This window comes from Dellaglioa sp. L3N, from assembly GCF_054941095.1.
The window spans coordinates 632,501-652,527 of record NZ_CM142928.1 but is presented as its reverse complement, the minus strand read 5'-3'; the positions used below and the strand labels follow the sequence as shown (position 1 = coordinate 652,527).

At 34.0% G+C, this 20,027-nt stretch carries 18 protein-coding genes, 1 tRNA gene, 2 pseudogenes and 1 other annotated feature (1 of these 22 cut by a window edge); of the genes and pseudogenes, 9 read left to right on the top strand and 12 right to left on the bottom strand.

Annotation, left to right across the window (positions count from 1 at the left end):
- Positions 1-44 precede the first annotated feature (44 nt).
- The 7 genes from ACVPPR_RS03330 to ACVPPR_RS03300 form a co-directional block, all read right to left on the bottom strand.
- The gene (locus tag ACVPPR_RS03330; RefSeq protein ID WP_462297729.1) at positions 45-239 is read right to left on the bottom strand and encodes a hypothetical protein; all 195 of its coding nucleotides are present in this window, start codon (positions 237-239) and stop codon (positions 45-47) included.
- A gap of 182 nt (positions 240-421) precedes the next feature.
- Entirely contained in the window at positions 422-1,609 is a 1,188-nt protein-coding gene (locus ACVPPR_RS03325; RefSeq protein WP_462297730.1) for an acetate/propionate family kinase, read from the bottom strand.
- Between the two features lie 177 nt (positions 1,610-1,786).
- On the bottom strand, positions 1,787-2,227 hold the full coding sequence (locus tag ACVPPR_RS03320) for a MarR family winged helix-turn-helix transcriptional regulator (protein WP_462297731.1): 441 nt from the start codon (positions 2,225-2,227) through the stop codon (positions 1,787-1,789).
- A gap of 67 nt (positions 2,228-2,294) precedes the next feature.
- Positions 2,295-5,261 carry a YhgE/Pip family protein gene (locus ACVPPR_RS03315; protein WP_462304636.1) on the bottom strand — a complete coding sequence of 989 codons (2,967 nt, stop codon included), beginning with the start codon at positions 5,259-5,261 and terminating at the stop codon, positions 2,295-2,297.
- 165 nt (positions 5,262-5,426) lie between these two features.
- Positions 5,427-5,786 (bottom strand): hypothetical protein, encoded by a 360-nt coding sequence (locus ACVPPR_RS03310; RefSeq protein WP_462297734.1) that lies wholly within the window; start codon positions 5,784-5,786, stop codon positions 5,427-5,429.
- 96 nt (positions 5,787-5,882) lie between these two features.
- Complete coding sequence (locus tag ACVPPR_RS03305) at positions 5,883-6,206, bottom strand: hypothetical protein (RefSeq protein ID WP_462304635.1); 324 nt, start codon at positions 6,204-6,206, stop codon at positions 5,883-5,885.
- 113 nt (positions 6,207-6,319) lie between these two features.
- Positions 6,320-6,766 carry a universal stress protein gene (locus ACVPPR_RS03300; protein ID WP_462304634.1) on the bottom strand — a complete coding sequence of 149 codons (447 nt, stop codon included), beginning with the start codon at positions 6,764-6,766 and terminating at the stop codon, positions 6,320-6,322.
- Positions 6,767-6,870: 104 nt separating this feature from the next.
- Between ACVPPR_RS03300 and ACVPPR_RS03295 the strand changes: the two genes are divergently transcribed.
- The 8 genes and pseudogenes from ACVPPR_RS03295 to ACVPPR_RS03260 form a co-directional block, all read left to right on the top strand.
- Positions 6,871-7,395: a GNAT family N-acetyltransferase gene (locus tag ACVPPR_RS03295; RefSeq protein WP_462304633.1), complete on the top strand. Its 525-nt coding sequence runs from the start codon at positions 6,871-6,873 to the stop codon at positions 7,393-7,395.
- A gap of 127 nt (positions 7,396-7,522) precedes the next feature.
- A complete protein-coding gene (locus ACVPPR_RS03290; protein WP_462297739.1) occupies positions 7,523-7,771 on the top strand; it encodes a hypothetical protein in 249 nt (82 codons plus the stop codon).
- Between the two features lie 101 nt (positions 7,772-7,872).
- Positions 7,873-8,151, top strand: coding sequence for a hypothetical protein (locus ACVPPR_RS03285; RefSeq protein ID WP_462297740.1), 279 nt, complete (start codon positions 7,873-7,875; stop codon positions 8,149-8,151).
- Between the two features lie 7 nt (positions 8,152-8,158).
- Positions 8,159-8,242 (top strand) — tRNA-Leu (locus ACVPPR_RS03280).
- A gap of 355 nt (positions 8,243-8,597) precedes the next feature.
- Positions 8,598-8,957 carry a ribonuclease G gene (locus ACVPPR_RS03275; protein ID WP_462297741.1) on the top strand — a complete coding sequence of 120 codons (360 nt, stop codon included), beginning with the start codon at positions 8,598-8,600 and terminating at the stop codon, positions 8,955-8,957.
- 249 nt (positions 8,958-9,206) lie between these two features.
- Positions 9,207-10,417 (top strand): annotated as a pseudogene (locus ACVPPR_RS03270) (IS3 family transposase); the annotation flags it as partial.
- A 171-nt stretch (positions 10,418-10,588) separates the two neighbouring features.
- Positions 10,589-11,857: an ISL3 family transposase gene (locus tag ACVPPR_RS03265; protein WP_462296923.1), complete on the top strand. Its 1,269-nt coding sequence runs from the start codon at positions 10,589-10,591 to the stop codon at positions 11,855-11,857.
- A gap of 48 nt (positions 11,858-11,905) precedes the next feature.
- Positions 11,906-12,085, top strand: a pseudogene (locus ACVPPR_RS03260) (IS3 family transposase); the annotation flags it as partial.
- Positions 12,086-12,209: 124 nt separating this feature from the next.
- Here ACVPPR_RS03260 and pepV read toward each other — a convergent pair.
- Positions 12,210-13,607, bottom strand: coding sequence for a dipeptidase PepV (gene pepV, locus ACVPPR_RS03255; RefSeq protein ID WP_462304632.1), 1,398 nt, complete (start codon positions 13,605-13,607; stop codon positions 12,210-12,212).
- 122 nt (positions 13,608-13,729) lie between these two features.
- Here pepV and ACVPPR_RS03250 point away from each other — a divergent pair, with 122 nt between their 5' ends.
- Positions 13,730-14,536: an NAD(P)H-hydrate dehydratase gene (locus ACVPPR_RS03250; protein WP_462304631.1), complete on the top strand. Its 807-nt coding sequence runs from the start codon at positions 13,730-13,732 to the stop codon at positions 14,534-14,536.
- Positions 14,537-14,570: 34 nt separating this feature from the next.
- On the opposite strand, the gene ACVPPR_RS03245 is transcribed toward ACVPPR_RS03250, so the two are convergent.
- From ACVPPR_RS03245 to ACVPPR_RS03230, 4 genes are all read right to left on the bottom strand, one after another.
- Positions 14,571-15,284 carry a pseudouridine synthase gene (locus ACVPPR_RS03245; protein ID WP_462304630.1) on the bottom strand — a complete coding sequence of 238 codons (714 nt, stop codon included), beginning with the start codon at positions 15,282-15,284 and terminating at the stop codon, positions 14,571-14,573.
- A 13-nt stretch (positions 15,285-15,297) separates the two neighbouring features.
- Positions 15,298-16,947, bottom strand: coding sequence for a putative polysaccharide biosynthesis protein (locus ACVPPR_RS03240; protein ID WP_462304629.1), 1,650 nt, complete (start codon positions 16,945-16,947; stop codon positions 15,298-15,300).
- A gap of 154 nt (positions 16,948-17,101) precedes the next feature.
- Complete coding sequence (leuS, locus tag ACVPPR_RS03235; protein ID WP_462304628.1) at positions 17,102-19,516, bottom strand: leucine--tRNA ligase; 2,415 nt, start codon at positions 19,514-19,516, stop codon at positions 17,102-17,104.
- 57 nt (positions 19,517-19,573) lie between these two features.
- Positions 19,574-19,778, bottom strand: a binding site (T-box leader).
- A gap of 28 nt (positions 19,779-19,806) precedes the next feature.
- Positions 19,807-20,027, bottom strand: the final stretch of a protein-coding gene (locus ACVPPR_RS03230; protein ID WP_462304627.1) for an MDR family MFS transporter. The gene runs 1,243 nt beyond the window's last position; only the last 221 of its 1,464 coding nucleotides appear in the window; its start codon lies beyond the right edge, outside the window; its stop codon occupies positions 19,807-19,809.

The window sequence follows — 20,027 nt, the reverse complement described above, 5'->3', positions numbered from 1 at the left end:
GAATTTAATCGTTTTTCACTACTTTTATTTTCCAAAAAGTAAAATTAATCTTCCGCAACATCAATTGCTTCTAATAAAATGTTTAGTTCAGAACATTCCATTTCAAGCGATTTTTCTTCTTTAAAAAAACTATCTCGAATTGATGATTGTTGTCTATTTCCAATGTTACTTCTAAGATCAGCAAGCTTTTGCATCGCTGCTTGATACTCACTCATAATATCAAGTTTACAACTACTCATTATGTTACGCCTCCGAATGATGACAACAATTTGTTGTCAATATTAATAATTTATAATGTTTAATTTAACACTTTTTTAATAACTTGTTAACCCTTTAAATATTACCGTTTTGTTACAAAATAAAAAAGACATCGTAACACGACATCTTCTTCATCTCAGAGCACTATTCTAAAGGCTTATTCTTACATTAATGATTGCACATCACGTGCGATAACCAATTCTTCATCTGTTGGGACAACAATGACCTTAACAGCAGATTCTGGTGTGCTAAGCATGACTTGTTCGCCCATTTTTTCATTATTTTCAGCATCAAATCCAATACCTAGATAAGCTAAATGTTCAACAACACGGCGACGAATAACACGATCATTTTCACCAAGTCCAGCTGTGAAAATAATACCATCAACACCTTGCATTTCTGCAATGTATTGACCAATATATTTAACAATATTATGCGCATAAATTTTAACTGCTAAATCAGCACGAGGATTTTTACCTAATTGCGCTTTAACATCTCTCATATCAGGAGAAATGCCTGAAATACCAACTAATCCAGATTCACGATTCAAGATATTAATCATTTCATCAATATCTGTGATTTTTAATTGTTTCATCATGTAAGCAATCAACGACACATCCACGTCACCTGATCGCGTGGCCATTGTAATTCCAGCAAGTGGTGTGAAGCCCATTGATGTGTCAATTGATTTACCACCAACAGTAGCTGTAATTGATGCCCCAGCACCTAAGTGAAGTGTAATTAATTTTAATTCTTTAGGATCTTTATCAAATAATTTTTCAGCTTCTGAGACGACATAACGAACACTTGTCCCATGAGCACCGTAGCGTCTTGCGCCATATTTTTCATACCATTCATAAGGCACACTGTACAAGTAACTTTCTTCTGGCATTGTTTGATGGAAAGCTGTATCAAATACAGCAACACTTGTGGCTTCTGGTAAAATTTCTTCAAAAGCTTGAATACCCAAAAGGTTAGCTGGATTATGTAATGGGGCTAATTCAGATAATTCATCAATTTTGGCAATTGTATCAGCGTTCACTAATGTTGATTTCTTAAAGTACTCACCACCAGCAACAACACGATGTCCCACACCTGAAATTTCACTGAAATCAGCAATAATATCTAATTTAAGGAGAAGTTTAAGTAATAATTGTACCCCTACTGAATGATTGTCAATATCCAAGACATCTTCATACTTTTTACCATTATCATATTTAATCGTCAAAATTGAATCTTTAAGACCAATTCTTTCAATCAATCCCTTAGCGATGACGATTTCTTCCGGCATACTAAATAATTGAAACTTTAAACTTGAACTACCTGCGTTAATTGCAATAATTTTTGACATATTCTTCCTCCAGTTATGATTTCAATTTTAATAATTAACTCTATACTCTTCATATTACTTTAATCCCCAAAAAACGCAATCAAAAATGATTTTATTTTCTAGTAATATATTGTGTTAGCATACCTCTTTTAGAAAACGCATACAATACTTTTAAACAAAAAAATGGTAAACAGAAAATTATTTTCCGTTTACCATTATTTTATTACCAAATTCTTTCATTAAACTAAGCAATTCAACGACTTTAGTTTCACCTAAAACATCCACCCAAGTATCAAAACGCTGTTTAATTGATTCGGTCACAACGTGCTCCACTTTTGCACCTTGATCAGATAATCGCAGATTAATTCGTCTTCGATCAATTGTATCTTGTTCTTGGTAAATATATTTCAATTGTTTTAAAACGTTTAATTGACGTGCAATTGCACTTCTTGAAACATTTCTCTTTTTAGCAATATCCACCATGCTAATATTTTCAGCATTATGAATATCTTTTAAAATTAAAAATTGTTCAAAAGATAAATTATACTCACCAGTGGGTTGTGAAATAAAGCCTTCTACATACTTAAATGTTCCTAAATACATGCTAATATAGTCTTCCATTAAATTACTTGTTGTCATGCTATTTCTCCCTTGCATCATTATGCGTATAGTTAAAGTTAGCATACAACACAGTTAATTACTATATTTAATCAGCCGTATTTTCAGATTGTAGTGTTAATTGCTTACGATTTAAGAAGGCCCAAATTGCACCTAATACCGCTACTGTAGCAAGTAAAGCAAGTACCGGTCCAATCATCCCTGAACCTTGACTATTAATTGCGTAAGTAAAGCCATTTAACACATGAGTAACTGGTAAAAATGTTGCAAAAACTTGATAAGTATTTGATAACATTGTATTTGGAATAACTTGTCCTGTAATCACTAATTGAACTAATAATAGTGCTAATGACAAGAGAATTCCCATTGTTCCAAGCAATTCATCAATCACTACACATAAGAGTGTAAAGATGACCCCTGAAAGGAACGTAAAGATCACGAAACTAATTGAATGTTCTATTGTCACATTAAAGAACACCGTTAATAAGAGAACACCTGCCGTTTGAATGGCTGAAATAAATAACATTAAGAAAAGATTTTGTAACCAATTTTGTGATAATTCATTTTTCTTACGGTATCTGAATAAAATCAATTGTGTCACGATTGCACCAACAAATAATGATAAAACAATCACTAATGGGGCAAGCGTATTTTTCAATGTTTTTGCAAGATTATTACTCTCAGATTCAGTTTTAACAGGTTCAACAAATTGTGCAACATTTTTAGGTGATGAATTAATATCTCCAACTTGTGATGCACCATCAACTAGCTTAGTATTTAATAACGTTACACCATCATTTGCTGTACCCAATCCAGTTGTCACTTGTTTTGAACCATCAGCTAATTGTCTTGAGCCATCAGCTAATTGTGGACTAGCAGATGCCAATTGCGTCTCTCCATCTGTTAATTGTGGACTAGCTGCCGTTAATTGTGACCCACCTGTTGCTAATTGTGGACTAGCCGCCGTTAATTGTGACCCACCACTAACAAGTTTATCAGACCCCGCTTTTAATTGAGTTCCTCCTGCTACTAATGTTTGTGTCCCTGATTCAAGTTGACCACCAGCTGTCACAAGTTTTTGTGATCCCGCTTTTAGGTCAGATACACCAGTTGTTAAAGTTGGAACATTACTATTTAATTGATTAATCCCATCCGTTACTTGTGATGTTCCTGCTGTATAACTTAAAATACCCGCAGACAACTTCCCAACACTATTTGTCATAGTTGATTGATTAATCGTATCACTAATCGTTTTTTCATTTGTTACATCAACACTTGAGCCATTAACACTGGCATTCAATTTTTTAGCAACTTGTTCATTAGAATTTGATGCTGTCACTAATGTATCAATTTGATCACTTAAATCTTTTGTATCACTTAAGAGACCAATCATTGAATCACCTGTTAATGCATCCGTACCACTCAACAATGCATTTGCTTGTGTTGTAATTGTATCAAATTTCTTTAACATAGCAGCAAGATCTACATCACCCATTGTTGATTTAAATTGGGTCATGAGTGAATTCATATCACCCATTGTTTCTTCTAGCATCGCTTTCGTTGTTAATAAATTATCTTTTATTCCGTTTGCATTTGTACCCACTTTTGCAATATCGGTATCTGTTGTTGTTACTTGTTTTAATACGATATCTTTTTCTTCTTGACTCATTGTTTTTGAATTAGTAATCAGCGTCTGAACTTTCTTATTAGAACCTGCTGACATACTATTATAAATTAACATAGCACCCATTTTACCTGTTGTACTTGCATTAATTTTATCCATTTGAGCTTGGACAGTCGTTAGTTTGTCGCCCGCTGCCAACAATTGTGTCACTAATGCAGGTAATGCTTGCAATGTTGTGACTGATTCTTGAATTTCAGCAAGTTCATTTTTTAATTCTTGTGACCCATTTTTCGTTTCTTTTATTTGTTTAATGATTTCTGGTATGTGTTCAATAATATCACTACGAGATTTTAGTTTCGTTTGAATTTGCGTGACACCCGTTTTAATACCAGTTGAGTAAGCTGTTAACCCTGCAACTGCCATTGGTAGTGACTGACTACCTGACATGCCTGCAGCCAATGTTTGAACACCAGCATTTAAATCAGCTGAATTAGAATTCAACGTGTTTGCCCCAGTAGCCAATTTTCCAACACCACCTGCCAATGTCGAACCACCACTTTGTAAGGTAGAAAGGCCCGCATCTAATGCTTTATTCCCCGCAACATACTGCGTTACCCCATTCGCTAATGTTGGTGCACTAGCAACAAGCGTATTGATTCCTGTTGATAATTGCTTGTCACCATCAACTAAAGTATTGACACCGTTAGTATACGTCTTGACGCCACTTGCTAACGTATCTACACCATTAGTATAAGTGTTCAATCCCATTTTTAACGTTTGATTCCCTTTATCGAAAGTTACCATACTTGTTGCTAGTGTATCTAAGTTTCTAGTCACTTCTTTACTACCATTTTTTAATTTAATGGTCCCTTTATTCAAGGTTTTTACACCCGTTGAGGCCTCTTTAACCCCTGACCCTAATTGTTTAACAGAGCTCAGTAAGGCAGAATCATATGCTTTTTGAATATTCGTTAAAACTTGTGATTTCAATTGTTCTGCAACTTGTTTTGTAATTAATTGAGAAACATAATTATTTGTATCCGATTGTTTTGTCTTTAACAAACTTACTTTCGGCGTCTTATCTAGTGCAGTCGTTGCATTTTTTGAAAAATTACTTGGCAACGTTACTGACATTGTATAATCACCTGAATCTAAATGTTTCTTTGCCGTTTTTGCGCTGACAAATTTCCAATTAGCCTGCTTATTTGTCTTAAGGATTTTAGTAACTTCCTTACCAACATTTATTTCTTCCCCATTGAACGACGCTTCTTTATCGTTATTTATAATAGCTACTTTTAAATTACCTGTATCCATTTGTTGCTTATTTGAAACTAATTTGTACATTCCATATGCAATTAAGCTTGGAATTAAACATGCAATTGCAATATATACAATGACCTTCTTGTTATTTGATATCAATTCTTTGAACAAAATTATCCACCCTCTCTTTATTCGTTAATGGCATTAACTAATTTAGAAACAGTTAACCTCGTTAACAATATATGACTATATGGGTTTTTTATTCTTTTGTCAAATCATTTCATAAAAAAATATTCCAATCGTTAGTTAATTAACGATTGGAATATTTTTAAACTTTTAATTTTTGATCAAATAATAATACATGAATTGACCAGGTGCAATTAAAATCAATCCTGCAAATTGAACAACATGAATCAATAATCGAGTCACGTTTTCAGTTGATATCTTGCGTGTATTCATTTCTTGTCTAGATTTTGGCTCTGCCGCTTCATCTTTTTTAAATTTCTGAATAACCTTTTTATTTAATCCGTCTAACTCAAGGTTATATGGATAAAACGTTAAAAAATTTAATATTAGATAATAATTACTTAGTGACTGCCAATCAGACGGAATGAGTAACTTTCCTATCGCTAAAAGAATTATTAAAGAAGCTAACCCTTTCAGCAAGGATATTGAATAATCTTTAAATCGTTTCACAATAACCCTCCGGAAAATTTTCTTATTCATTCTAGAATAGCATAAATCACTTAAAAGCACCGATGATTGGCGGAAACCTTTACCATTTGTTAATTATTAATTGTCCAATAACAACAATTTATTGACCCTAATTCTCGACCGGTTCACCGCAATCATCGTCACAACATACAATGTAACGAAGAAACTCGTCTCAATAGTCGTTCCAACGAATGCGCACACAAGTGCCATAAAAAATAACACATTACCTAAAATTTGCCATCTTCGTTTCTCAATTGCATAATCCGCCAATATTTTAGTTTCTTCGGGACCCAATGAATCCACAGTTCTAATATTAGCCTGACGTACTTTAGTTAATTGCAACGATAATCTGATATTATAAATAATCAATATTGCCATAATTAAATATAAAACTGCTTCCACGAGCAACCCTTCTCTCTTTTAATTGATATAACTACTTTTTAATGGTTCTTTGCTTTATACTGAATTAACTCATAAAATAATAAAAGGGTTGCTAAATTACGCAACCCCATTCATTATTTAACAACTAAGACATCACAAGGTGCTAAACGGGTAACATAATCTGTAACAGCACCCATCAACATTCTCTCCACTGCCTTCAAACCAGATTGACCCATAATAATCAAATCTGAATGATGATCTTCAATGAAGTCTTTAGCAATAACTGTTTTAGGGCTACCGAAACGAACATGGATATCAACATCGCTGAACCCAGCTTTTACAATATTCTCTTTTAATTCATTCATATATTTTTCTGTATCTTCAAAAGTTTGGTAGACGATTGAACCGCCACCATCCATCATCCCTGAAAAACTTACAGAAAATTGACGTGTATCAATAACGTTTAAAATATCTAAATGCGCGCGGTTTGCTTTGGCACTTTCTACAGCACGAGCTAACGCTTTTTCAGCTGAATCTGATCCATCAACTGGGACTAAAATATTTTTATATTTTTGTTCCATATTTGCCACCCCATATCTTTTATTTATACGTCTAGTATATCATTAAAATTGTATTAGATGTTAACGTTTTACCTACAAAATTTGAAATAAAGAAGGTTTTCATCATGTTATTAAAAAGAGTTACTATTTTTAGTGCCCCTTACTCTGTTCGCGAATTAACCGAAAAAGATACCCCTCAACTGTTAGCACTTGAGGAAAGTCAAGCCACTTATTTACAACTGCAAGGAAAGAACGCCTTAACGACCACTGAAATAAAATCTGATTTAACAGCGCTACCTCTATCTGTTAAAAGTGATCAAAAATGGTCTCTCGGCTTTTTTAAAGAGGATAAGTTAATTGCCATGATTGATTTTTTAACTGATTATCCACAAGTTCAAACGATTTGGATTGGCCTATTCCTCGTTTCAAAAAGTGCTGAAGGCCAAGGAATTGCAACACATTTGCTAAAGGCATTGTTCAAATCCTTCAAGTCTGAGCAATTTACAAATGTCCAAACATTAAAATATGAACAAGAAATCGTTAATCAAAAATTGTTGGAAAAATTTAATTTTATCGACCAACAACCACTCATTTTAAAAAATAATAATAATCTCGATATTCCAGCCATTCTTTCAAAATTAACGCTTTAAATTAACATGATTATAAATTTTAAAATATTACTGTTTGCTAACATTTGTTTATCTTCGTTCATAACACCTATGATTTTAACCATCTAGGTGTTATGATTAATAGTAAGAAACTGGAGGAATAAAACATATGAGCAAAAATTTATTAGCAGATCTTGAGAAAAACCTCATCACAAGTGATGAAACTTCTAAAACATTTAAGGTTCCAAGTAAAAAGGAAGATCTAACAATAAAAGTTGACAATGATATTTTTGAAAAAGTTTCTAAAGATGACGTAAAACTTGAACGATTAATTAAAAACTTGCTTAAGTTTAGTTCAAAAAGCAAGGCCAAAGAACTAATTTCAATTAACAAACGTAACTACCGCATTTTCATGTAACCCACAAAACTAGCCTAGTTGAGACTAACTTTGATCTAGTTTTTTTAATTCTTGTCAATCTGACACTTTTATTTTAAACTAGTAATCAAGGGGTGATTTGTATGTTTTTAACAACCGGAGATGTTAATCGTTCGTATGCAATTAAAGGAATTGTCAATGCCACAGCCAAAATCATTTTAGAAGCTGACGAAATTGACCGTGTAGATGATTTTGATTCATTGTACGACAAAGTTCGTGCAGAATTAGCAGAACGGGCCATTAACAAAGGTGGCGATGGTATTATTAACGTTCATTTCGAACCACAAACCGTTCGTGTAACAATCGCCCCTAGATTCTTAGTTTTACATGGTTATGGTACTGTCATCGAGTTTTCCAAATAACTTATATGCGCTTGTGGCGGAACTGGCAGACGCGCAGCGTTCAGATCGCTGTTTGGGTTTCCAAGTGCAGGTTCGATTCCTGTCAGGCGCATCCGCATCATTGCCATATCAACGTTTGAAGCACTTTTGTGTGGTTGCCGAATGGTCTAGCCACACAATGATTCAACTCACACTTATCTGCGAGTTGAATTTTTTTATTTTAAATACGTATAAAACCTAGCACATGATGACTCATAATCATATTTAAAAAGTACCCTATTAGTTTCAAAATTTTTTAATATATCACAAAACAAAGCATTTAAAAATAATACAAATGATTGGACTCCAAAAGTAAAATCAAGTACAACTATATATACTGGTATTTCTTTCACTATACAATTTACATTAAATAACCTAACGTGTAATAGACTGATCCACGTTAAAAGCTGCCTAAGGGGATTTTTATCATGTTAGATGAAAATGGGAACGTTGTACCACAGGAAATTAAAGGTTGGAACTGGGGAGCATTTATGTTCAACTGGGTTTGGGGCATTGGAAATAAAACGTACTTACCTTTATTATCACTTATCCCAATTTTTAATATTGTTTGGATATTTATCGTTGGTTTCAAGGGAAACGAATGGGCTTGGCAAAAAGGTAATTATAAAGATGTTGAAACATTCAAGGCCGTTCAAAAAACATGGAATATTGCTGGACTTGTAAAATTCATCTTATTTATTGCTGGCATTCTTTTATATTTCTTTTTCGCAGCTGCTTTTATTGCTGCAATAACCGCTGGACTATCTAACTCAGCATATTCTTATTAATTATCATTCAACCATCAGATAAGCTAACCCACTGGCCATATTAAAATAATAAGAGGTTGTAACATCAGTCTCTAAATTTGATGTGAAACCAATTTTTGATGCGTGGATTTGTAATTATACCTTAAATATTTTTAAATTAGATATATTAGGACTAATTCAGCTAAAAATAAAAAAAGAAAGCTGCCTGAAAAACCAAACTGAAGTGAACCCCCAGTATTGGACCAAAATCCAATACTGGGGGTTATTTTTATGGTTAAATATTCTAAACAATTTAAAGTTCAAGTCGTTAAGGATTATCTTTCATCATCATTAGGATATAAACTAATTGCTCGTAAATACAATGTTAAAAGTCGTTCATTAGTGATTTCATGGGTTCAACGATATCGAGCCTTTGGCTCATCAGGATTAGATGCCTCGACATCTAAGAAAGTTTTTGGTGGCTCTTTTAAAGTAGATGCTTTAAAATGGATGAAAACGAACAGAGCTTCATATCCAGAAACTGCTCTACATTTCAACATCTCAAATGTAGGGACTATCTGGCAATGGCAACATATTTTTGAAGTTGAAGGTATCAACGCTCTGTATCGATCCAAAGGACGGTCAAAGATAATGACAGCTGATAAACAATCTAAAAATACAGATAAAAAGACTAGACTTGAACGCCTTGAAGAAGAGAATGAACTCCTTAAAATCGAGAATGACTATCTAAAAAAACTAAAAGCCTTAGTTCAATCACGAACAGACAAAAAGCACAAATAGTCACTGAATTAAGGCGTAAATACAAGCTTGTTAATCTATTAAAATTAATTGGCATAGCAAAAAGTTCGTATTTATATACGCTTAAACATAAGGAGCCTTACGGCTCCATCGACAACAAGAATATTGAAGAAATAATTAAATCTATCAAAAAGAGTCATCCAGCATATGGATATCGACGAGTTACTGGAGAGTTAAAAAATCTTGGATTTACAATTAATCATAAAAAAGTTTATCGATTGATGTGCGACCTTAATTTATTATCAAGAGCCTTTAATAAGAAATCACGCAAATATAATTCATACAAAGGAACTGTTGGAACAGTTGCTAAAAATTTAGTAAGGCGCCGATTCTATACAGATCGCCCTTATCAAAAACTAACAACAGATGTTACAGAAGTTCGTTGGGGAAATAAAACAATTGAAGAACGTGCATACTTTACATGTATTTATGATTTATATTCAGGTGAAATATTAAGTTCTAATATTAGTAAGAGTCCAAGTATAAAGTTTACAACTAATGTTTTAAAAGAAGCGATTAAACAAATTCCAAACAAATTATCTTACCGAACGACTATTCACTCTGACCAAGGATTTCAATACCAAAATAAAAAATGGGTTCGTATTTTAAAAGAAAACAAGATATTTCAAAGTATGTCTCGCAAAGCCAATTGTTTAGATAACGCTGCGATGGAAAGTTTTTGGGTCTACAATATCTGTTGTTGGTAATAGAAATTAATTCTATTACTAATAACAGTTTTTTTGTATAATGACAAAAAAAGACCCAAAAGCCATAAGACTTTTGGGTACGGTTTATCCAAATCCATTATCGTTCAACCACCACAGATGAATTAATAAGAAAGAAGGAATCTCCGCATGTCTAATCATACTAAATTTTGGCTTGGAATAGAAGACAATAATCTAATGATTATTGATTATGAGACATCTAATGATGGTGTCACCAGGTTTAACGGTATTCTCGATTACCAGCCGAAGGCTTGTCCCAACTGCGGTATTAAGCACGAAGGTCAGATAATTAAGTATGGTTGGCGTCAAACAACCATTCGTTATCCTAAGGTATTAGGAAAAAATATTATTTTGTCTCTCAAACGCAGATATTTTAAATGTAACGAGTGTCAATCATACTTTTTAGCTCAAACTAGTGCAGTCCCTAAGAACTGTACGATTTCCAATACTTCTAGAAAACTCTGTTTAACTAAATTGACAGAACCCGTTTCTTTAACTCACATTGCTGATGAAATTTCGACTTCTGATTCCTTTGTAGGTCGTATTCTCATGGCCTCTGAACGGGATTTTAAACCTAATTATAAATTTTTACCCAATGTTCTACTCCTTGACGAAGTCAAGAGTACTAAATCTGCTACAGATGCCATGAGTTTTGAATTTATGGATGCTAGTAATCATGAATTAATCGATTTTTTATCTTGTCGACGACTCTACCAAATACAACGCTATTTTTATCGTTATTCAGCTACAGCTAGAAAAAACGTGAAGATTATTGTGACTGATATGAATTATACCTATCCTAAACTAGCCAAAGAAATCTTTCCTAATGCGATTGTTATTATCGATAAATTTCATATTATCAATTCAGTGAATCGTGGATTCACCAAAACTAGAATCAAACTTATGAAAGAACTGCCAACATCATCACAAGACTATAAGGCCCTAAAACGTTACTGGAAGCTCCTATTAAAACCGGCTGAAAATCTGGATTACAAGAATTTTAAAAAATGGACCTACTTTCCATACTTAACAACAGAAATTGATATCATTGACCATTTACTAAGTTTAAATCCAGAATTGAAAAAGGCATATGAACTCATGAACCAAATTAGATCAGCCCTTCACCTAAAAGATTGGAAGTCCTATGATTCAGCAATTAAAAACACCGAAGGTTGTTCCGAAGAAATGACTAAAAGTATTGAAACGTTGTTTCTTCACCATTTTGAAATTAAAAATACCTTTAATCATCATTATTCTAACGGTCCTTTAGAAGGCACAAATAATAAAATAAAGGTCATTAAACGCGTTAGTTTTGGTTTTAGAAACTTTTATAGATTTCGCATCAGAATATTTTATACCCTTAAGATTCATACAAAAAAAGGCCTAATCACTAAGTGATTAGAACCTTCATAATATCATTCACCAACAACAGTTGACGAAGAACCAAGTTTTTTCCATATTATGAAAGCTGAAGCATTCTATCAAAAAGAAACCGATACCTATGAAACGTTAGTTTCACAAATATCGATTTGGGTGAAAGATTATAATTTTTTAAGAATTAAAACAAAACTGGGTTATAAAAGTCCGGTTGAATACCGACTTTCTACAACTCAGAAAGTCGCATAAAGTTTCGTCCAATATTTGGGGTTCACTTCAAACTCGGTTTTTCAGGTAGCTTTTCTTTTTGCAAAGGCCACTTATGTCACAGCCTCTCTTGCATAGCGCGCCATTTTAACATATAAATCATAATTTACTTGATCAATTCGTATATTCCTTCTGCATATATCGCAGCAGCTTTTAACACATCATCCAATGGAATAAATTCATTTGCTTGATGCATCGTATCAGGCACACCTGGGAACATTGCCCCAAAGGCAACACCTCGTTTTAAGAGACGACCATAAGTCCCACCACCAACAACTAAACCTTCAGCTTTTTCACCAGTTTGTTTCGTGTAAACACCTAATAACGTCTTAACCAAAGGATCCTCTGGTGAGACATAATGAGGGCCTTGTAAGCGACCAGCTTCAATCGCAACATCCATTTCATTTGTCACATTTTCAAGACCACGCTTGATATCAACTTCTGTCATACCCTTAGGGAATCGGAAGTTCAAAGCAATTTTACCGCCTTTATCGGCTTTAAATGTAAAGATCCCAGAGTTCATCGTTAAATCACCCATAATATCGTCAGTAAAAGCAATATTAAAGGTATTCATACGTGAATCTTTGTGCAAATAATCAACAGCCAAACGAAGATAGTTCGCAGCATCTCCACCAAAATTAAATTGATTTAAGAATAAAGCTAAGAAAGTCCCAGCATTCTCGCCATTTTTAGGTTCTTGCGCATGAGCTGCTTTACCGACCATCGAAACGGTTACGATATCATTGTTGCGTTCCATTCCACCAGTGACAATGTTAGCATCAATAAATTTATTAAACGCTTTTTCCATTTCAGAGCCATTTTCTGTTTTAATAACGGCTTTGGCATCACGAGGAACCATATTTTCACGAAGTCCCGCATCAAATTCAAGCAATTGGTCCTTATCTCCATTTGATCCTTTAAAGTTTAAGAAATAAGTAATATTCCCTTTTTCACCATTGATAATTGGGAAAAAAGCATCTGGTGAAAACCCAAAATCAGGTTCAGGCATATTTTCAAGATAATGTGTCATCCCTCTCCAACCACTTTCTTCATCCGTTCCAATAATAAAACGAACTTTTTTAGAAACTGGCAAGCCTAATTCCTGAATAATTTTTAAGCCATAGTATGCAGCCATGCTTGGTCCTTTATCATCTGAAGCACCACGAGCATAGATTCGGCCATCTTTTACAACTGGTGAAAACGGATCCGTATCCCAGCCATTTCCAGCAGGCATAACATCAACGTGAGCTAAAATTCCCAGCGTCTCGTCCCCTTCACCAAACTCGATATGTCCGGCTAACCCATCAAGATTCAACGTTTCAAAACCATCACGCGCTCCAATTTCCAAAAATTTATCCAATCCAGCTTTAGGCCCTGGACCTAAAGGCGCTTCAGTTGTTGCAATTGATTCATCACGAACACTTTCAATTTTTAACATTGAAAATAAATCTTCCAATAAGGCATCTTGACGCTTTTCAACTTCTGCTTTCCAATCTATACTCATTTGACTTCCTCCTAAATATTAGTAAAACCATTTTATCACAAAATTTTAATAATCGGTATTCAAAAGCGCATTCTATCAAATATATTGGTATACTTTAATCATTCAATAAAGGAGTGATTGAGATGGAAAAAATAACCAAATCTGTAATAACAACTATTTTCCAACCAAAATTAAGTCAAAATAACATTCAAAAAATAGTCATTGTTGGTGGTAACGAAAATGGTGGCGGTTCTGTTTTTATGACTGCGAAAGCGGCCTTTTATAGTAGTGGCATGCCAATCACTACTGCAACCGACAAATTAAATCTTGGCGCTTTATATGCCAATTTGCCTGAAACAGACTTTGTCAATTACTTCGATAAAGTTCAACTTGCAAATACACTATCAAAAGCAGCAGTCATTGTTGCAGGTCCCGGCCTAGGTTCAGATTTACGAAGTTCTGATATTTTAGATGTTGTTCTGGCAAACGTTTCAATTAATCAAACGTTAATTCTTAGTGGTGCCGCACTCAAAATTATCAAAGAATCGCATAAATCATTACCAGAAACAGATTTAATTCTGGTCGCTGATGAAACTGAATGGGCTGATTTTGCCGATATACCAGTAATACAACAAACACCAGAAACGATAAAAGCCATTCAAGAAAACCTTAATGCCACAATCGTTCTAAAAAAGACGTATATCGAGTTATATTCAAAAGACGGAACAATCCAAGTAGATTCATTACAAACGACTCAAACAAGCACAAATTCATTAACTGGCCTCATTGCTGGATTAATTGCCTTAATCGCTGCCCTGCCAGAAACTATTGCGGCAGCAATTTACTTACACAGCTACATCGAATCACAAATTGCTCACTCAGAATTTCCAGTACTTCCTTCTCGTTTAATTGAAAAAATACCTGAATTTATACACGAATTTAAAGCATAAAAAAATTGCCGACTTTAATTAGTCAGCAATTTTTTTATTGAATTGATTTTATTTCTTCATCTGTTAAAACACGATAACGACCTAAAGATAACGTTGGTTCTAACTCTAAAGAACCCATTTGCTTGCGTTCAAGTCTGATAACTTTCATGCCAATAGCGCCAAACATCCGTTTAATCTGGTGATATTTTCCCTCAGTAATCGTAATTAAAACTTCAGATATATTGGTATCCTGATTATAAGATTCAATATACAATTTTGCAGGTTTAGTTTGCGTATCATCTTTTAGCAACAGACCTGTTTTAAATTTAGCAACATCATCATCAGTTACATGTCCCTCAACTTTAGCAAAGTACACCTTTTCAATATGATGCGTTGGTGATAACATTCGATGACCCAATTGACCATCATTTGTAATAAGCAATAATCCAGTTGTATCTTTATCTAATCGGCCAACTGGAAATAAATCATCCCGATAATCAACCCGATTAAACAAATCCATCACTGTTTTTTGCTTTCTATCTTTAGTTGCTGTCAACACCCCAGCAGGTTTATTCAGAAGATAATAATAGTACTTTTGATAAGGAATCACATCACCATTCACCTGAATAACTGATTTAGTTGGGTTAACTTGAATTTTAGCACTAGTAGTTAATTCGCCATCAATCATCACTTGCTTTTGTTTGATAATTTTTCGAACATTACTTCTTGTACCAAATTGCATTTCTGTTAAAAATTTATCAATTCTCATTTCAGATTAAACCTCACTTAATTCTCAATTTACGACGTAATCCAGCGACACGATCACCTAATATTTTATCGGCCAATCTTGTTTTTAAACTGAAGTAAATATAAACATAACCACCCATACCAGCAGCAATAATAAGGGTAATAATGGCACTCATTCGACTATCTATTGGTAACACTAAATAGATTACTTTTACCACTATAAGTGCAACAAAAAATGTCATTAACGCATAAAGCATCATTTTGTTTAATCTTGCCTGTAACAATTTCACATTTAAATGGAACATTTTGTGTAATGATCGAACCATTAACCATGAACTGACACCCATACCGATTGCCGTAGCAGCTAATGGACCAAATGCACCTAACCAGGCAACTAATGGGTATTGGACAATTAATTTAATGACCATACCAACGACAAAATAAATAATCGCTTTTTTATTTTGATAAACACCTTGTAAAATAGCAGAAACAACTGTGAACAACCCTAGAAAAATGGATTCATAGGCTGAAAATTGTAAGACGTAAATGCCGACTGGATCATAACCATAAAAGATAACGTATAAGGGGTGAGCAACAGCAGCCATCCCTAACGCACATGGCAACATCACAAAAAAGAATAATTGTAATGTATCTGCGGTTTGTTCGCTCAAAGCTTTTTTATCATTTCGCGTATATGCCTCAGACAATAGTGGAATGGCCGTAATTGACATAGCAGAGGCAATAGAAATAATAATCATTACTAATTTGTTGGCGTTAAAGCTAAATAATGCCCATAATTCATTTTGCACTGTTCGCGAATAATTAGTAACATGCGTCATAATACCAAAGAAAGTATACTGATCAATCAAACCAAAAATTGTAATCGCAGCCCCAATAATGATAAAAGGAATTGATTCCCGAATAACTTCTTTAACAATTTGTTTGGTAGAAATCGTCAGTTTGTTATCACTGTTAGCAACTAATCGATCTAATTCAGGTTTACGACGATAAAAATACCAAACTAAAACCAGCATCCCGCCTAATGCACCAATAAAAGCTGCAAAAGTTGATTGCGTCACGCCCGTAATATAGCTACCATGGCTAATTTTCATAATGAAAAATGTTGCTGCAAGCATATAGATAACTCTAGCAATCTGTTCAAAAAATTGTGAAATAGCCGATGGAGCCATTTCTTGATAACCTTGGAAAAAACCACGAATCAAGCTCATCATAGGAATAATCAATAGCGCCCAAGATAAAGATCTAAAAACAGGAATAACATTTTTATCACCACTTGTGATATATGGTGCAATAATCCATAAAATTACTGCACAAACGACACCCATAATAGCCATTAGCGCCATCCCATATTTAAATAGACGTCTTCCAATACCATATTCATTCTGTGCATTGTAATGCGCAACTTGTTTAGCAACCGCTGAAGGTACCCCAGCCACAGCAATCATCAGGAAGAAACTATAAACATTATATCCCATACTGTATAAGGCATTAGCCTGCAATCGATCTGGACCCAACCACATATTCCAGGGAATTATATAAATAGCCCCTAAAACTCTTGAAAAAATACTACCAGCAGTCATCCAAGCTGATCCCTGCAGCATTTTTTGTTTAGCATTATTTTGTTCAGGTGCGGTCTGGCCTTCAACCTTAATATCTTCATCCATTACTTTTGTACCCTACTTTCTCGTCACACTTAATCTTACTATTTTATAGCTTTTAAATTTCAGTTGCAATTTATTTTTTAAATTTTAATCAAAAAATAAACGAATACTATAAAATAGACTCATTCTATAGTATTCGTTTATTCAAATGTAAAATTTAGTTTGCAACAATATTAACTAATTTACCAGGAACAGCAATCACTTTACGGATTGTTTTACCTTCAAGTTCTTCTTTAATTTTGTCATCATTTAAAGCTAATTTTTCTAATTCATCTCTAGTTGCCTCTTTTGAAACGACACTATGCTGACGAACTTTACCATTAACTTGTAAAACAATTTCAACTGTATCTTCAACAAGTTTACTTTCATCAACTTTAGGCCATGCAACATAACTAATTGACCCTTCGTGTCCTAATAATGACCAAACTTCTTCAGCCATATGTGGTGTAATTGGTGCAATTAATTGAATAAATCCTTCAATTTGTTCTTTAGCCAATGATTTAGCTTTATAAGCTTCATTAATAAAAATCATTAATTTTGAAATAGCAGTATTAAAGTGAAGTGCTTCATAATCCTCAGTTACTTTTTTAACCGTTAAATTATAAATCTTATCCAGTTCACCATCGTTTTCATCAACAATAGCTGAACTAATATGATTATCTTCATCCATAATTAAGCGCCAGATACGTTCGATAAATTTATGAGAACCATTTAACCCATCTTCGCTCCAAGCAATTGAAGCATCTAAGGGGCCCATGAACATTTCATAAAGACGTAAAGTATCTGCACCAAAGCGTTCAACAATATCATCTGGATTAACGACATTTCCTTTAGATTTAGACATTTTTTCATGATTATCACCCAAAATCATTCCTTGATTAACTAATTTTTGGAATGGTTCTTTAGTAGGCACAACACCAATATCGTATAAAAATTTATGCCAGAACCTTGCGTACAACAAATGAAGAACAGCATGTTCAGCACCACCAACATAAACATCAACTGGTAACCATTTTTCTAACTTTTTGTAATCAGCAATTCCATTAGGATTGTGTGGGTCAATAAATCGAATAAAGTACCATGAACTACCAGCCCATTGTGGCATTGTATTCGTTTCACGTTTACCTTTACGACCATTTTCATCAACAACATTAATCCAGTCCGTTAGATTAGCTAATGGGCTTTCACCAGTCCCAGATGGTTTAATATCTGTTGCCTCAGGTAATTCAAGTGGCAATTGATCAACGGGAACTGTAGTTGTTTCGCCATCTTCCCAATGAATAATAGGAATTGGTTCACCCCAGTAACGTTGTCTTGAGAATAACCAGTCACGTAATTTATAATTGATTTTCTTTTGACCAACCTTATTTTCTTCCATCCACGCAATCGCTTTTTCGATAGCTTCAGCTTTCTCTAATCCATTTAAAAATCCAGAATTGATATATTTACCTGGTACTGTATTAGGTTCATCAGTAATCTCAGGTCCTTCAATAACCGGTAAAATAGGCAATTCGTATTTTGTAGCAAATTCAAAATCTCTTTCATCATGTGCAGGAACAGCCATAATTGCACCTGTTCCATATGAGGCTAAAACATAATCGGCAATCCAGATTGGTAATTTTTCACCATTTACAGGATTAATTGCATAAGAACCAGTAAATACACCAGTCTTCTCTTTAGCTAAATCAGTTCTCTCTAAATCAGATTTAACTTCAATTTTCTTTTGATAAGCTTTAACAGCCTCTTTTTGAGAATCAATCGTAATGTCATCAATTATAGCCAATTCAGGTGCGACGACAATATAGGAAACACCATAGATAGTTTCAGGGCGCGTCGTGAAAACTTCAATTTTTAAACCATCAAATTGATCAACTTTAAAGTCAACACTTGCTCCTGTTGATTTACCAATCCAATTTCTTTGTTGTTCTTTAATACTGTCTGGCCAATCTAAATCATCTAAATCTGAAAGTAAACGGTCTGCATAAGCTGTAATTTTCAAGACCCATTGACGCATCGGTTTTCTAACAATTGGATAACCACCACGTTCTGTCTTCCCATCAATAACTTCTTCATTAGCAACAACCGTTCCTAAATCAGGACTCCAGTTAACGGCAACCTCATCTTCGTAAGCTAACCCTTTTTCATACAATTTCTCAAAAATCCATTGAGTCCATTTATAATAATCTGGATCAGTCGTATTTAATTCACGATTCCAATCATATGAAAGTCCCAAAGATTTAATTTGGCGTCTAAAATTATCAGTATTCGTTTTTGTGAATGCCTTAGGACTGTGTCCAGTATCAAGTGCGTACTGCTCAGCTGGAAGCCCAAAAGCATCCCATCCCATTGGATGCAAGACGTTAAATCCCTGCATTCTCTTCATTCGAGCCAAAATATCAGTGGCTGTAAATCCTTCTGGATGCCCGACGTGAAGTCCCTGACCGGATGGATATGGGAACATATCTAACGCATAGTAGTTTTTCTTTTCAGCATCTTCAGTTGTTTTAAACGTCTGATTAGCATCCCAAAACGCTTGCCATTTTTGTTCAATCTCTTTATGGTTATATGCCATTCTTAATAACTCCCTTTCTGATTATATATACAAAAAAGTCCTATAGAAGATAAACTTCTATAGGACGAATTTTCCGCGGTACCACCTATTATTCCAGTATAAATACTGACTCTTTTTCATAACGTGAAATAACGTTCGCACCTACTATCGTTCAGTGAGAAAACTCGAGAATGAGTTCAAATAACCAATTATGTATATTTCCACTACCATATACTCGCTGAAATAATCAGTTAAACTACTAGTTTCTCTTAATCGTTTTATATTAATTTTAGTGTAGCAAATGAACGCTATTATTGCAAATAATCTTTCGTTTTTTTATCGAACAAATTAACAATGATTGCAAGAATAACAACACAAATTCCTGCTACATATATTCCATGAAGTCCTTGATATAATACCTCACGCAATTTTGGTATCAAATGTTGTGGTAATTGATTAGCAGTCTGCGGATTAATCAAGATATCCATCATACTATCCTTAGTTCCAGGCGTTTTTACTATTTCTTTATGCA

Bases quoted from the DNA above. Each gene is read 5' to 3' on its own strand.
- ACVPPR_RS03285 (WP_462297740.1), top strand. From the start codon at position 7,873: ATGTTTTTAACAACCGGAGATGTTAATCGTTCGTATGCAATTAAAGGA.
- ACVPPR_RS03320 (WP_462297731.1), bottom strand. From the start codon at position 2,227: ATGACAACAAGTAATTTAATGGAAGACTATATTAGCATGTATTTAGGA.
- ACVPPR_RS03240 (WP_462304629.1), bottom strand. From the start codon at position 16,947: ATGGATGAAGATATTAAGGTTGAAGGCCAGACCGCACCTGAACAAAAT.
- leuS (WP_462304628.1), bottom strand. From the start codon at position 19,516: ATGGCATATAACCATAAAGAGATTGAACAAAAATGGCAAGCGTTTTGG.
- ACVPPR_RS03330 (WP_462297729.1), bottom strand. From the start codon at position 239: ATGAGTAGTTGTAAACTTGATATTATGAGTGAGTATCAAGCAGCGATG.
- ACVPPR_RS03250 (WP_462304631.1), top strand. From the start codon at position 13,730: ATGGAAAAAATAACCAAATCTGTAATAACAACTATTTTCCAACCAAAA.
- pepV (WP_462304632.1), bottom strand. From the start codon at position 13,607: ATGAGTATAGATTGGAAAGCAGAAGTTGAAAAGCGTCAAGATGCCTTA.
- ACVPPR_RS03290 (WP_462297739.1), top strand. From the start codon at position 7,523: ATGAGCAAAAATTTATTAGCAGATCTTGAGAAAAACCTCATCACAAGT.
- ACVPPR_RS03325 (WP_462297730.1), bottom strand. From the start codon at position 1,609: ATGTCAAAAATTATTGCAATTAACGCAGGTAGTTCAAGTTTAAAGTTT.
- ACVPPR_RS03295 (WP_462304633.1), top strand. From the start codon at position 6,871: ATGTTATTAAAAAGAGTTACTATTTTTAGTGCCCCTTACTCTGTTCGC.
- ACVPPR_RS03245 (WP_462304630.1), bottom strand. From the start codon at position 15,284: ATGAGAATTGATAAATTTTTAACAGAAATGCAATTTGGTACAAGAAGT.
- ACVPPR_RS03275 (WP_462297741.1), top strand. From the start codon at position 8,598: ATGTTAGATGAAAATGGGAACGTTGTACCACAGGAAATTAAAGGTTGG.
- ACVPPR_RS03265 (WP_462296923.1), top strand. From the start codon at position 10,589: ATGTCTAATCATACTAAATTTTGGCTTGGAATAGAAGACAATAATCTA.
- ACVPPR_RS03300 (WP_462304634.1), bottom strand. From the start codon at position 6,766: ATGGAACAAAAATATAAAAATATTTTAGTCCCAGTTGATGGATCAGAT.